The organism is Enterobacteriaceae endosymbiont of Donacia cinerea (assembly GCF_012569925.1).
Taxonomy (GTDB): Bacteria; Pseudomonadota; Gammaproteobacteria; order Enterobacterales; family Enterobacteriaceae.
Genome location: NZ_CP046204.1, coordinates 184,904 through 199,893 on the forward strand (window position 1 = coordinate 184,904; position 14,990 = coordinate 199,893).

10 protein-coding genes and 1 tRNA gene are annotated in these 14,990 nt (G+C 21.1%); 1 reads left to right on the forward strand and 10 read right to left on the reverse strand.

Annotation, left to right across the window (positions count from 1 at the left end; translation table 11 throughout):
• Positions 1–40 precede the first annotated feature (40 nt).
• From GJT94_RS00905 to GJT94_RS00950, 10 genes are all read right to left on the reverse strand, one after another.
• The gene (locus GJT94_RS00905) at positions 41–1,372 is read right to left on the reverse strand and encodes an OmpA family protein (RefSeq protein WP_168894268.1); all 1,332 of its coding nucleotides are present in this window, start codon (positions 1,370–1,372) and stop codon (positions 41–43) included.
• Positions 1,373–1,526: 154 nt separating this feature from the next.
• Complete coding sequence (ygfZ, locus tag GJT94_RS00910; protein WP_168894269.1) at positions 1,527–2,537, reverse strand: CAF17-like 4Fe-4S cluster assembly/insertion protein YgfZ; 1,011 nt, start codon at positions 2,535–2,537, stop codon at positions 1,527–1,529.
• A 64-nt stretch (positions 2,538–2,601) separates the two neighbouring features.
• Positions 2,602–5,826 (reverse strand): carbamoyl-phosphate synthase large subunit, encoded by a 3,225-nt coding sequence (carB, locus tag GJT94_RS00915; RefSeq protein ID WP_168894270.1) that lies wholly within the window; start codon positions 5,824–5,826, stop codon positions 2,602–2,604.
• 2 nt (positions 5,827–5,828) lie between these two features.
• On the reverse strand, positions 5,829–6,974 hold the full coding sequence (gene carA / locus GJT94_RS00920) for a glutamine-hydrolyzing carbamoyl-phosphate synthase small subunit (RefSeq protein ID WP_246208900.1): 1,146 nt from the start codon (positions 6,972–6,974) through the stop codon (positions 5,829–5,831).
• Positions 6,975–7,194: 220 nt separating this feature from the next.
• Positions 7,195–8,691: a ketol-acid reductoisomerase gene (gene ilvC / locus GJT94_RS00925; protein ID WP_168894272.1), complete on the reverse strand. Its 1,497-nt coding sequence runs from the start codon at positions 8,689–8,691 to the stop codon at positions 7,195–7,197.
• 288 nt (positions 8,692–8,979) lie between these two features.
• Positions 8,980–10,836, reverse strand: coding sequence for a dihydroxy-acid dehydratase (gene ilvD, locus GJT94_RS00930; RefSeq protein WP_168894273.1), 1,857 nt, complete (start codon positions 10,834–10,836; stop codon positions 8,980–8,982).
• Positions 10,837–10,871: 35 nt separating this feature from the next.
• A complete protein-coding gene (locus tag GJT94_RS00935; RefSeq protein ID WP_168894274.1) occupies positions 10,872–11,801 on the reverse strand; it encodes a branched-chain amino acid transaminase in 930 nt (309 codons plus the stop codon).
• A gap of 44 nt (positions 11,802–11,845) precedes the next feature.
• Positions 11,846–12,079: an acetolactate synthase 2 small subunit gene (gene ilvM / locus GJT94_RS00940; RefSeq protein ID WP_168894275.1), complete on the reverse strand. Its 234-nt coding sequence runs from the start codon at positions 12,077–12,079 to the stop codon at positions 11,846–11,848.
• Positions 12,080–13,741 carry an acetolactate synthase 2 catalytic subunit gene (gene ilvG / locus GJT94_RS00945; RefSeq protein ID WP_168894276.1) on the reverse strand — a complete coding sequence of 554 codons (1,662 nt, stop codon included), beginning with the start codon at positions 13,739–13,741 and terminating at the stop codon, positions 12,080–12,082. It lies immediately after the preceding gene.
• Between the two features lie 157 nt (positions 13,742–13,898).
• Positions 13,899–13,971: transfer RNA gene (locus tag GJT94_RS00950), tRNA-Trp, on the reverse strand.
• 265 nt (positions 13,972–14,236) lie between these two features.
• Here GJT94_RS00950 and GJT94_RS00955 point away from each other — a divergent pair.
• A complete protein-coding gene (locus GJT94_RS00955; RefSeq protein WP_168894277.1) occupies positions 14,237–14,986 on the forward strand; it encodes an FAD-binding oxidoreductase in 750 nt (249 codons plus the stop codon).
• Positions 14,987–14,990 lie beyond the last annotated feature (4 nt).

Here is a 14,990-nt window from a genome sequence, read left to right on the forward strand (position 1 = left end):
TGCAGAAAGATTTTTATTTTCTGCATTTTTTATTTTTAATTTATATAAAAAAATTACTTATTATTTTGTTTATTAAATATAAATTTTTTTGTATTTGATATATTTTTTTAAATTCATTTTTAGGAAAAAAATTGTATTGATAGTTATATTTTTTATATGTAAAAAATTTATTATTACAATTATTATTCATTTGATTATTTAAATAATCATCATAATCATAATTATGACCCATTAAAAAATGGTTTTTGCATAACATATTTTTTTGAATAACTTTAGGAATTTTTAAAATTTTTACTTCTACATAACGATCTATAACTAAACATTTTTTTAAATTATTATAATTTTTTATTTTTTGACAATTTTTATTAATTGATAAATTACTTCCTAATCCTTTAATAATAATTATTTTTTTTAATAAATTTTCATTTTTTGATGATAAATACTCAGCAATTTTTTGAGCTCTTTTTTGTGATAAAATATAATTATTATCATTATCTTTTTCTAAATAATCAGAATGACCTAGAATAACTATTCTAATACTATTATCTTTAGATAAATTTTTATTTTTAATATTTTCATCTAATACTTTATTTAAATTTTTTTTATTTTGTTTTCCTAAAACACTTTTATTAAAATTAAAATAAACTTTTGTTGTTGATAATAATATGTCATCATTACCATAATTATTATAATAATGATTTTTAGTTTTATGTATTAAATTTTTAATTGAAGGAACATGATATTTATCAGTAAATTTATATAATAAACTGATAGTGAACATGGAATTATTTGTTTTTTGTCCTAAATCATCAATATCTTTATTTCCTATATGACCTGAGAATTGATATTCTAATCTTGTTGAAAAATGATAATTTATGTTAAATTCTCCTCCTATTACTATTAATGGATATATCCCATAAGATATATTATTTATATTTTTTTTATAATAATTATTTTTATTATATTGTTGATTAATTGATTGAGTAAATAAACCACCTAAGCGACTATATAAATATATATTTTTGTATATAGGATATCTAAAATTAGATGTTAATTGTAACCCTTTTGATTCAAAAAAATTTGTAATTCCTTTTTCTTCAATATCTTTTTTAACAGCTCCTAACCAATCAAAACCTATTTCTAAACCTAAAAAATTATTTGATTGATATCCAAAAAATACTCCAGTTCCTATTTTGTTAAAAATATTATATTCTTTGTTATCAATATCTTTACCGAATAATTTAATATGATCATAACGTGATAAACCAAATTTAGAACCAAAATACCAATAATCTTGAAAATTAGGTTCAGCACTTGCAATATTATAAATATTCATGATAATCATCATAAAAATAATAGTTATTTTTTTCATTTTTTATATAAACCTTTTATTATTAAATGAATAATATTCAAATTTATATTTTATATATCTTACTTATTTATTTAAAAATTTATAAATTTAAAAAAATTTTAATATAAGTAAAATTAAAAAAAATATAAAAATTTATATCTTTTAAAATATTCTTTTAATTATTAAAAATTTTAATAATAGAAAAAATACTTTTTTTATCTTTATTTAGTCTAATCAAAGAATTTTTTAAAATATTATTTTTTAATATAACTTGTATCCAAATTAAGTTAGACTTAAGTATTAGTGATTTTAAAATAATACTACCTCTTATTATTTGCCATTTTTTGGTTTTATTATTTTGAATTTCTAATAAATCATTAAATAATGGTAAAAAATTAGTTTTACCTTCTAGTAAGAATAATGTCTTATTTTTGTTGTTTTTAAACTTTAAAGTACTAATTATTTCTTGTCCTAAATAACAACCTTTATTAAAATCAATAGCATTAAATGTTTCCATATTACTTTGTTGAGGAAAAAATAAATTACAATTATGATTAATATCAATAATAGGATAACCTATTTTCATGTAAAATTCATTCCAAATATTATTATTTATAGTGTAAATTATTTTTTTAGAATAAAATTCTTGCATAAAAAATTTAATATTTTTTTTTGATAAAACTAAAAAATAATAATAATTAGAATAACAAAATTTTAAAAAAATGTCTTTTTTAAAAAAAAATAATGTTTTATTTTTTAATAAAACATTATTTTTTTTAAAAATTTCAGAAACAATTTTTTTTAAATTTTTACTTGATAAACCAAAAATTGTTTCTCTTGAATCTAAAAAAATTTTTATATTATATAACGAAGTATATTTTTTAATATTTTTTAAATATATTTCTAATATATTTTTTTGAATAATATATTTATAATAATTATTAGAATTTTTAAAAATATGCATATTTGTTAATATTCTTCCTTGAGAATTACAATGTAAAGCATTTAAATAATTATTATTATCTAATTTATTAATATTAATAGTTAATTGATTTTGTAAAAATATTTTACTATCAGGACCTTTAATATTTAAAATTTGTAAATTATTTAAATTAAAAATTTTTAATGAATTATTTACATTATAATTTTTTTTTTTTATATTTTTTCTTTCTATATTACTTAACATATAATTTTTATAAAAATAATGTTTCTAAAAATTAAAATATTTATTATTAAAATAATAAAATTTTTTATTTTAATAAATAACTATGTAATTCTTGTAAAGAAAATACTCTTTTTTTTAAATTAGTTTTCATAGCATTTACACTAGCTTTAGCTCCATTAATAGTTGTATTATAATAAATATTATTTTTTAAAGCTAAAATTCCAATGTAATTGGAATTTTTAGTACACTGTTTTTTTTCTCTAGTATTTATTATATAAGTATATCTTTTATTTTTTATAAAGTTAACTATATTTGGTTTTTTTTCATTAAATTTTCTGACTTTTTTCACTAATATATTTAATTTTTGTAAAAATTGAGCAGTACCATTTGTTGCTTCGATTTTAAATCCATAATTTATTAATTTTTGTACTATTGGTAAAATTAATTTTTTATCTTTGTTTTGTATAGATATTAATATAATGCCTTTTTGTTTTATAAAAACTTTAGTTCCTAACATTGCTTTATAAAATGCTTCAGCAAAAGAAAATCCTATACCCATAACTTCTCCCGTAGATTTCATCTCAGGACCTAAAATAGGATCTATATTATCAAATTTATTAAAAGGTAACATTACTTCTTTGACGGAAAAATATGGAGGAATAATTTCTTTATTAAGATTTAAATCTAATAAAGTTTTACCTATCATAACTAATGCACCCATTTTTGCTAATGGTATATTTATTGCTTTAGAAATAAAGGGTATTGTTCTAGATGCTCTAGGATTAACTTCTATTATATAAATTTTATTATTTTTTATAGCAAACTGGATATTTATTAATCCACATACATTAATTCTAATAGCTAGTTGTTTAGTTTGAATTTTAATTTTATTTAAAATATTTTTACTTAAGGTACGTGTAGGAAAAGAACACGCAGAATCTCCAGAATGAACTCCTACATATTCAATGTGTTCCATAATACCTCCTATAAAAACATTTTTTCTATCACAAATAGCATCAACATCAACTTCTATAGCATCTTGTAAAAATTTTTCTAATAAAACAGAAATATTATTTTTTATATTTAATAAATAATAATTTTTTAAATTATCTTCATTATATATTATTTCCATAGATCTTCCACCTAAAACATAAGAAGGTCTGACTATAATAGGAAAACCTATAATTTTTGCTTTTATTAAAGCTTCATTTAAATTATTTACTATATAATTAGGAGATTGTTTTAATTTTAAAGAATTAATAATATATTGAAATTTTTTTCTATCTTCAGCAAGATCTATAGATCTTGGGCTAGTACCTAAAATATTAATATTTTCTTTTTTTAATTTTTTAGCTAAATTTAATGGAGTTTGTCCTCCGTATTGTATAATTACTCCTTGTGGTTTTTCTATTCTAATAATTTCTAATACATGTTCTAATGTAATAGGTTCAAAATATAAACGATCTGAAATATCGTAATCAGTAGAGACAGTTTCTGGATTACAATTAATCATAATTGTTTCAAAATTATTTTTACGTAATATTACTGATGCATGTACACAACAATAATCAAATTCAATACCTTGTCCTATTCGATTAGGACCACTTCCTAAAATTATGACTTTTTTTGTATTTTTACTAGGTTTAGCTTCACATTCTATTTCATATGTTGAATATATATAAGCAGTATCTGTTTTAAATTCTGCAGAACATGTATCTACTCTTTTATATACTGGATGTATATTTAATTTATATCGTAATTTTCTTATTTTATTTTCAGATATATTTAATAAATTTGCTAATCTAGCATCAGAAAATCCTTTTTTTTTTAAATTAAAAAAATTTTCTCTATCATATAAATATTTAATACCTAATATTTTTATTTTATTTTCAATATTAATGAGATCTTTTATTTGTAATAAAAACCATTTATCTATTTTTGAATAATAATAAATATCTTTTATTGATATATTTAATCTTATAGCATCTGCAATAAACCTGATTCTATCAGGACCTGGTTTTTTTAATTCTTTTATAATTAAATTAAAATTTTTTTTATTTTTAATTATATTAATTTTAGGATTAAAACCATTAATTCCTGTTTCTAAACTACATAATGCTTTTTGAAGTGATTCTTGAAAAGATCTACCTATAGACATAACTTCACCTACTGATTTCATTTGTGTTGTTAATCTATCATTAACATTATGAAATTTTTCAAAATTAAATCTAGGTATTTTAGTAACTATATAATCGATAGAAGGTTCAAAAGCTGCAGTAATGTGATTACTTGTTATATCATTTACTAATTCATCTAATGTATATCCAATAGAAAGTTTAGCTGATATTTTTGCAATTGGGAAACCTGTTGCTTTAGATGCTAATGCTGATGATCGTGACACACGAGGATTCATTTCAATTACTACTAATTTTCCTGTTATTGGATTAATTGCAAATTGAACATTAGCTCCTCCTGATTTAATACCAATAGAATCCATAATTAATATGGATGCATTTCTCATTATTTGATATTCTTTATCAGATAAAGTTTGTGCTGGTGCTACTGTAATTGAATCTCCTGTATGAATACCCATAGGATCTATATTTTCAATAGAACATACAATAATAGAATTACTATTTTGATCTTTGATAACCTCCATTTCATATTCTTTCCACCCAATTAATGATTCATCAATAATTAATTCATGATTGGGAGATAAACTTAAGCCATTTTTACAAATTTTTTCAAATTCTGTTATATTATTTGCAATTCCTCCCCCACTACCACCCATAGTAAATGATGGTCTAATAATACATGGAAAACCAATTTTTTTAATATTATTTAATGCTTCATTAATATTATGAATAATAATAGAATTAGGTATATTAAACCCTAATTTTTTTACAAAATTTGCAAAATAATAACGATTTTCTGCTTTATTTATGGTTTCAATAGATACTCCGATAGTATTTACATTAAATTTTTTTAAAATGTTATTTTTTTCTAAATTTAAAATACAATTTAATGCTGTTTGACCACCCATCGTAGGTAAAATTACATCAGGTTTTTCTTTCTCTATAATTTTAGCAATACTCTCCCAATTCATAGGTTCTATATAAGTAATATTAGCAATATCAGGATCAGTCATAATAGTAGCAGGATTAGAATTTACTAAAATTAAATTATATCCTTCTTCTTTTAAAGCTTTACATGCTTGAGTGCCCGAATAATCAAATTCACAAGCTTGTCCAATTATAATTGGACCAGATCCTAAAATCATAATATTTTTTATATCAGTACGTTTTGGCATTTTTATAATCTCTTATATTTTTTTTTACAATATATTTGAATTAATTTTATAAAATAATCAAATAAAATAGATGCATCATGTGGTCCAGGACTAGCTTCAGGATGTCCTTGAAAACCAAAAAATGGTTTATTAATAAAATGAATTCCTTGTATAGTATTATCAAATAAAGATTTATGTGTAATTTCTATATTTTTAGGGATATGATTTTTGTCAATAGTAAAACCATGATTTTGAGTAGTAATTAATACTTTATTATTTTTTAAATCTTTAACAGGATGATTACTTCCATGATGACCAATATCCATTTTTTTTATTTTTGCTCCACTTGCAATAGCTAATATTTGATGACCAAAACAGACACCAAAAATTGGAATATTTATTTTTAAAAACTTTTTTATTGTATTTATTATAGAAAAACAAGGAGTAGGATCTCCTGGGCCATTAGATAAAAAAATACCATCAGGATTTAATAAAATTATATTTTCATAACTGGTAAAAGCTGATACAACAGTAATTTTACATTTTCTATCTACAAACATTTTTAAAATACTTGTTTTTACACCAAAATCTATTACTATAATATGCATAGAAAATTTGTAATATCTAATTAATTTAGTATCTTGATTACCTTTAATCCAAGAATAATTTATTTTTGTTGTAATATCTTTAATTAAATTTAATCCTTGTAGTCCATTATATTTATTAATTTTTTTAATAATATTTTCATAATTTAAATATCCTTTAGTAACAATTAATGCTATTTTTTTAATTTTTTTATTACATATTAATCTAGTTAAATATCTAGTATCTATTCCTTCAATAGCAACAATATTATTTTTTTTAAGGAATATATCTAAATTTTCAGTACTACGATAATTACTTGCTTTTTTTGATAAATTATTGATAATAATTCCTTTTAAATAAATTTTTGATGATTCATTATCTTCTAAATTAGTTCCTACGTTACCAATATGGGGATATGTAAAAGTTATAATTTGTTTATAATAAGAAGGATCAGTAATTATTTCTTGATAACCAGTAATAGCAGTATTAAATACTATTTCTCCTATAACTATTCCATTAACTCCTACAGATGTTCCAAAAATTTTAGTTCCATCTTCCATTAATATTATGGCTTTATTATTCAATTTATTCTCCATAATTCATATAAAAATACATTAAAATAATTATGTATTATTTACATATTTATATTATTTTTTTATATAAATATTCTATATTAGAATTTTATATAATAAAATAAAATTTAAAATTAAATAATAATTTTTTTAAAAATAAATAATTAATAATTAATTAAAACGTTATTTAATTGTAAATTACTCTCTTTATAAAATAAAGAGAGTAATTATTTTATTTTTTAATATTAGTTAAAGATTTCATATGAGTCATATAATTTCTTAAAATATAACCTACTTTTTCAATAGGATGATTTCTAATATTATGATTTAAATTAAGTAAATATTTATTATTTATAAGTTTGTTTTTTATTTTTATAATACCTAAATCTTCTGATGTAAGATTATTTATAAAATTTTTTAATAACGGAATTGCATTATTGGAAAATAAATAACTACCATATTCAGCTGTATTAGATATTACTTTATTCATTTCATATAGTTTTTTTCTTGCAATAGTATTAGCTATTAAAGGTAATTCATGTAATGATTCATAATATGCTGATGCAGCAGATATTCCTGATTCTATCATTAATTCAAATGATAATTCAATACTACTTTTAATAATCGCTATTATTACAATTCCTTTATCAAAATACTCTTGTTCTTCTATGTGAGAAGTTTTAATATTTTCAGTTTTTTCAAAATTATTATTTTTATATATTTTTCTCCATTTTATTAAATTAATATTATTATTATTCCAATCTTCTATAAGTTCTTTAGAAAATTTACCTGAAATTATATTATCAATATGTAATTTAAATAAAGGTTTTAATTTTTTCTTTAAAATTAATGATAATTCATAAGCACGTATTTTTCTAAAATTATCTAATCGATCCATCATTAAACTAATACCTCCCTGTTTTAAAGATTCTGTAATATATTCCCAACCAAATTGAATTAATTGTGAAGCATATGATGGAGTAATATTTAATTTTAATAATTTATCAAATAATAAAATAGATGTTGTTTGTAACATTCCACATAATACTGTTTGTTCTCCCATTAAATCTGATTTTACTTCTGCAGAAAAAGATGATTCTAATACACCAGCTTTATGACTTCCGATTGAAAAAGCCCATGATTTAGCAATATTAAATCCATTAATATTATTATTTTTGCCTTGATGGACAGCTTGATGTACAGCTATTAGGGATGGTACACCAAAACCTCTTTTAAATTCTTCTCTTACCTCAGTACCAGGACACTTAGGCGCTACCATAATTACTGTAATATCTTTAGAAATATTTTCTCCTTCTTCAATAATATTAAAACCATGAGAATATCCTAATGTAGCTCCTTTTTTTATTAAATGTTTAATATTTTGTAAAACATTATGATGATTATTATCAGGAGTTAAATTAATTATTAAATCAGCATCAGGTATTAATTCTTTATATGAACCAATATGAAAATTATTTTTATATGCTCTTTGCCAAGATAAATTTTTATTTTTTATAGATTCTTTTTTTAATGCATAAGAAACATTTAGTCCAGAATCTCTCATATTTAATCCTTGATTTAATCCTTGAGATCCACAACCTATAATAACAATATTTTTATTTTTTAAATATTTTATACCATCTATAAATTCTTCAAGTCTCATTAATCTACATTTTTGTAAATTTTTTAATTTTTTACGAAAATTTAAATTATTAAAATAATTATTCATTTAGTAATCCTTTATTATAATAAAAAAAATTCATATTTGATTAGTTTAATAAACATTTTTAACAAAAATATTTATTAAATCTGAATAAATATTATTTTACTATTTAGTAAAAAATTTATATATATTTTAAATTAAAATTATTTAATTATTTATTTAATATAATTAATTTTGATAAAAATTTTTTTAGTTTTAAATTTAAATTTTAAAAATATTTTTTATTACAAAAAAGATTTATATATTAATTAATAAATAATTTAATTTATTCTTTAAAAAAAATATTAATTATTATTAATTTAATTTATCCTTATCTCTTACTGCTCCTTTATCAGCACTAGTAACAAAATAAGCATATGTTTTCAATGCAAAAGAAATTTTTCTTTTTCTTTTTAATAAAGGTGTATAGGCTAGATTACCTCTTTTTTTTTCTTTCTTTATTCTATTATTTAATTCATCAGATGAAACATCTAAAATTATAGATCTATTTGGAATATTAATATTAATAATATCTCCATTTTTTACTAAAGCTATAATTCCTTTACTTGCAGCTTCAGGAGAAACATGACCTATAGATAATCCAGAAGTACCTCCAGAAAATCTTCCATCAGTAATTAAAGCACAACTATTATTTAATTTCATGGATTTTAAGTAAGATGTAGGATATAACATTTCTTGCATACCTGGACCTCCTTTAGGTCCTTCATATCTTATTATAATAATATCTCCGGGAAAAATTTTTTTATTTAAAATTGCATATATTGCTGATTCTTGACTATCAAATACTTTTGTTTTACCTTTAAAAATCAGTAATTTTTTATTTACACTAGCAGTTTTGACAACACATCCATCTTTAGCAAGATTACCATATAAGACTGCTAATCCTCCATCTTTACTAAATGCATACTTATATGCACGTATACAACCTTTTTTTCTATCAATATCTAAGTTATTCCATATTTTATTTTGTGAAAAAGGATGTATTGTTTTTATATTACCAGGAGCTGATTGATAAAATTTTTTTATTTTTATATTTTTTGTAATTGTTATATCATATTTATTAATTGTTTCTTCTATTGTTAATCCTAATATATTTTTAGCATCTTTATTTATTAATCCTATTTTATTTAATTCTCCTAAAACTCCTATAACTCCACCTGCTCTATGAAAATCTTCTATATAAAATTTATTTGTACTTGGAGACACCATACATAACCATGGTGTTTTTTTTGATAATTGATCAATTTTTTTTAAATTAAATTGTACTTTAGTTTCTTGTGATAAAGCTAATAGATGTAATATTGTATTTGTTGAACCACCCATCGCAATATCTAACATTGTTGCATTTTCAAATGCTTTTTGACTAACAATATTTTGAGGTAAAAAATTAATTTTATTTTTTAAATAAAATTTTTTTGTAATTTCTATTATTTTATGAGCAGATTTTATACATAATTTTTTACGATTGATATGTGTAGATAATAAAGATCCATTTCCAGGTAATGCTAAACCTAAAGCTTCTACTATACAATTCATAGAATTTGCTGTAAACATCCCAGAACAAGAACCACAAGTAGGACATGCATTCAATTCAATATCTTTTAGATATTCTTTTGATTTTTCTGATATCCCCGATTGAACCATAGCATCTACTAAATCAATTTTTTTTATTTTTTTAGTTCCTTTTATATTAATTTTTCCTGCTTCCATTGGGCCACCAGATATAAATACGGTTGGTATATTTAATCGTAAACTAGCCATTAACATTCCTGGAGTAATTTTATCACAATTAGATATACAAATCATAGAATCAACACAATGTGCATTTATAACATATTCGATAGAATCTGCAATAAGTTCTCTAGAAGGTAGAGAATATAACATTCCATTATGTCCCATAGCTATACCATCATCTATTGCTATAGTATTAAATTCTTTTGGTACTCCTCCATTGTTTTTAATTTCATTAGCAATAATTTTGCTTAATGATCGTAAATGTATATGTCCAGGAACAAATTCTGAAAAAGAATTAACTATAGCAATAATAGGTTTATTAAAATCTTCATCATTCATTCCTGTTGCTCTCCAAAGAGCTCTTGCTCCAGCCATATTACGGCCTTTTGTTGTAGTAAACGAACGATAATTAGGCATACTATTCTTCTTTTTTTTAAATTAATAAAAAGTAATTATTTTTTAATATGATCTAACCAATTCCATCTATCTTTTATTTTTCCTTTAAGTAAATATAAAAATGCTTTTTGTATATTTTTTGTAATTTTTCCTCTTTTACCATCATTAATTGATATATTATCTATACTACAAACAGGAGTAATTTCAACAGCTGTTCCTGTTAAAAATATTTCATCAGCTAAATATAAAGATTCTCTTAGAATTAAACATTCTTTTATTTTTAAATTAAAATTCTTTGCTATTTTTAAAACTGAATCTCTAGTAATTCCTGGAAGGATAGATGAAGTAATTGGAGGAGTAAATAAAATATTATTTTTAATTTTAAATATATTTTCTCCAGCTCCTTCTGAAACAAAACCGAAACTATCTAAAGCAATACCTTCATCATATCCATTTCGACGAGCTTCGTTTCCAATTAACAAAGAAGACAAATAATTACCACCTGCTTTAGATAAACTAGGTATAGTATTAGGTTTCATTCTATTCCAAGAAGATACCATAGCATGAATACCATTTTTTTTTGTATTATTACCGAGATAATCTTCCCATTGAAATGTACTAATCATTATATCTGTATAATAATTTTGAGGTGGATTAATACCTAAACCAACATCGCCTATAAATGCTAAAATTCTAATGTAGGCTTCGTCAAGATTATTAATCTTAATTAATCTATGAACGGCATTCATTATCTCTTGTATAGTAAATTTTAATGGAAAACGATAAATTTTAGCAGAATTATATAAACGAATAATATGATCTTTATGACGAAAAATAGCAGGTCCTTTATATGTTTTATAACATCTCATACCTTCAAAAACAGATGTTCCGTAATGTAATGCATGAGTCATAACACTAATTTTAGCATCATTCCATTTTATAATATCACCGTTTAACCAAATAAAATCTGCCTTTTTCATAGACATTATTATATTTCCTTATTATATTTAAAATAATGTTATCATAAAATCTATGATATTATTATTATATCTAATACATCTATTAATTTTTTAATTTGATTAACTAGAAAATTAATAGATTTATAACTCTCTACTATTAATTTAAAATTAATATTTTTTAATTTTTTTACTACATTAATATTTATAGTTTTAATTAAAAATCCTCTATGACGAATAATTCTTATTATTCTTTCACTAATTTCAGGACTCATATTTGTTTTAATCAATAATTGATATTTATTCATTTAATCTTTCTCCATCATATTATCATTACTATATCCTGGAGGAACTAAGGGCCAAACATTATCATATTCATTAATTGAAACATGTAATATATAAGGTTTATTTATAAATAAAATTTTTTTTAAACTTTCTTCAATTTCATTTGTATAACTGATACTATGTCCTGATATTCCAAAAGATTTAGCTAATTTTATAAAATTAGGATTATCATATAAAGTAGTTTCACTATATCTTTTACTGAAAAAAAGTTGTTGCCATTGCCTCACCATGCCTAATCTTTTATTATCTAGTAATATAATTTTTATAGGTAATTTTTTCCTTTTAATTGTACTTAGTTCTTGAATGTTCATTACAAAAGAACCATCTCCTGTAATACATATAACATTATTATTAGGTTTAGCAATTTGTGCACCAATAGCTGCAGGTAATCCAAACCCCATTGTTCCTAATCCAGCAGAAGTAATAAAATTTTTAGGATTAGAAAAAGTTATATGTTGAGCTACCCACATTTGATGTTGTCCTACATCAGTAGTAATAATAGTATTTTTTTTTTTGATATCTGATAATTTTTTAAGTAAAAAAGGAGCATAAATTTTATTATTTTTCGTAAATAAATTATATTTATAGGAATATTTTTTTTTTATTTTTTTTATATAATTTTGCCATTTTAAAATATTTTGAGGAATTTCTAATAATGGAATTAAATGATTTAAATTTCCTAATAATTCTACTTTTACTTTACAAATTTTATTAATTTCAGCAGGATCTATATCCATATGAATAATATTTGCAGAAGGGGCAAATTTTTTTATATTACCTGTTACTCTATCATCAAATCTAGCTCCAATAGCTATTAATAAATCACATTTTTGTACAGTGTAATTAGCAGCTCTACTTCCATGCATACCTAACATTCCTAAATAATATGGATCATTATAATCTATAGTACCTAAACCTTTTAATGTTACAACTGTAGGTATTTTAGAATTTTTGACAAATTTTCTTAATGTTATAACTGCATTACCTATATTAACACCACCTCCTATATATAATATAGGCATATTAGATTTTTTTAATAAGTAATTAGCTTTAATAATTTTTTTTTTTGAAAATTTTAATTTTTTAATAAAATTATTTTTTTTATTTTTTAATTTAATAATTTTTGGTAGATTAGATAATTGTATATCTTTAGGTATATCTATTAATACAGGACCTGGTCTATTAGATAATGCTATAAAAAAAGCTTTTTGTATTGTTGAAGATAATTCTAGTGATGAAGTAATTAAAAAACTATGTTTAGTACATGATAAAGACATACCTATAATATCTATTTCCTGAAAAGCATCAGTACCAATTAATGAAAGTGATACTTGTCCTGTAATAGCAATAATAGGCACGGAATCTACCATAGCATCGGCAATTCCTGTAATCAAATTAGTAGCTCCTGGTCCAGAAGTAGCGATACAAACTCCTACTTTTCCAGTTACTCTAGCATATCCAATAGCAGCTATAGCTGCTCCTTGTTCATGTCTACATAAAATATGTTCAATACCTCCATCATATAATGCATCATAAAGAGGCATAATTGCTCCACCAGGATATCCAAATACTATTTTAACATTTTGTTTTTTTAATTCTTGAATTATACATTGTGCTCCATTCATATTTTAACCTCTTTGATTTTATTAAATAAAATGCATAATTCAACGTAATTTATTTAAATTTAAAAAATTTTAAAAATATGATTTTTTATTTTATTTGATATGTTATTTAAAATTTTTGGAAAATTATTAAATATTAATATAAATTTATTTAAATTTTCAGGGGTGGAGGGATTTGAACCCTCAACCATTGGTTTTGGAGACCAATATTCTACCAATTAAACTACACCCCTTTTATTATTTATATAATAAATATATTTACTACTATTAATAGTAATGTATTACATTACTTGATTCAATAAAAAATTTATATAAAAAATATGTAAATGAATAATATTTTTTATAAAAAAAGATTAATAAAATTAATAAATTTTGTTGAAATATTTTTCAAATTTAATAAAAAGTTTTTATTTATTAATTTTTTTATATAATATATATGATATATATTATTTATGATATATTTTTTAATAATATTTTTGATAAAATAAAAGGCAAAATATGACAGAATGGAGTATTGGTAAAATAAAAAAAATAAAATACTGGACAAAAAATTTATTTAGTATTATTATAAATGCAAAAATTCATAATTTTTATGCAGGTCAATTTACTAAATTAGCATTAGATATTAATGGTAAAAAAATAAAAAGAGCATATTCTTATATTAATTCTCCAAGTAATCAAAATTATGAATTTTATATTTCTAATATTAAAAAAGGAAAATTAAGTCCATATTTATATAATTTGGGAATTAACGACAAAATTTTTATTTCTAAACATGCATCAGGTAATCTTATTTTAAATAATATTCAACCTTGTGAAAATTTATGGATGTTATCAACAGGTACCGGTATAGGACCTTACCTTTCAATATTACAAGATAAAGTATGTTTCAAAAAATTTTTAAAAATAATTTTAGTACATTCTGTTAGATATATAGAAGATTTTAATTATTTAAATTTAGTAAAAAAAATTGAAAAAAATTATTTTGATAAATTAATTATTCAAATTATTTTAACTAGAAATATTAATATTAATAATTTTTTATATGGTTATATTCCTAATTTAATTAAAAATGGAGAACTAGAAAAGAAAATTGGAATAAAAATTAGTTCTCATAATAGTCATGTAATGTTATGTGGTAATCCAGAAATGATAAAACAAACACAAGATTTTTTAGAAAAAAATAAAGGTTTTTCTAAAAATTTAAAAAATAAAAATGGCAATATAACATCCGAGAGATATTGGTAATATA

Excerpts from the sequence above, each read along its gene's own strand:
- GJT94_RS00905 (WP_168894268.1), bottom strand. The coding sequence starts at position 1,372 with ATGAAAAAAATAACTATTATTTTTATGATGATTATCATGAATATTTAT.
- ilvC (WP_168894272.1), bottom strand. The coding sequence starts at position 8,691 with ATGAATAATTATTTTAATAATTTAAATTTTCGTAAAAAATTAAAAAAT.
- GJT94_RS00935 (WP_168894274.1), bottom strand. The coding sequence starts at position 11,801 with ATGTCTATGAAAAAGGCAGATTTTATTTGGTTAAACGGTGATATTATA.
- ygfZ (WP_168894269.1), bottom strand. The coding sequence starts at position 2,537 with ATGTTAAGTAATATAGAAAGAAAAAATATAAAAAAAAAAAATTATAAT.
- ilvD (WP_168894273.1), bottom strand. The coding sequence starts at position 10,836 with ATGCCTAATTATCGTTCGTTTACTACAACAAAAGGCCGTAATATGGCT.
- ilvM (WP_168894275.1), bottom strand. The coding sequence starts at position 12,079 with ATGAATAAATATCAATTATTGATTAAAACAAATATGAGTCCTGAAATT.
- GJT94_RS00955 (WP_168894277.1), top strand. The coding sequence starts at position 14,237 with ATGACAGAATGGAGTATTGGTAAAATAAAAAAAATAAAATACTGGACA.
- ilvG (WP_168894276.1), bottom strand. The coding sequence starts at position 13,741 with ATGAATGGAGCACAATGTATAATTCAAGAATTAAAAAAACAAAATGTT.
- carB (WP_168894270.1), bottom strand. The coding sequence starts at position 5,826 with ATGCCAAAACGTACTGATATAAAAAATATTATGATTTTAGGATCTGGT.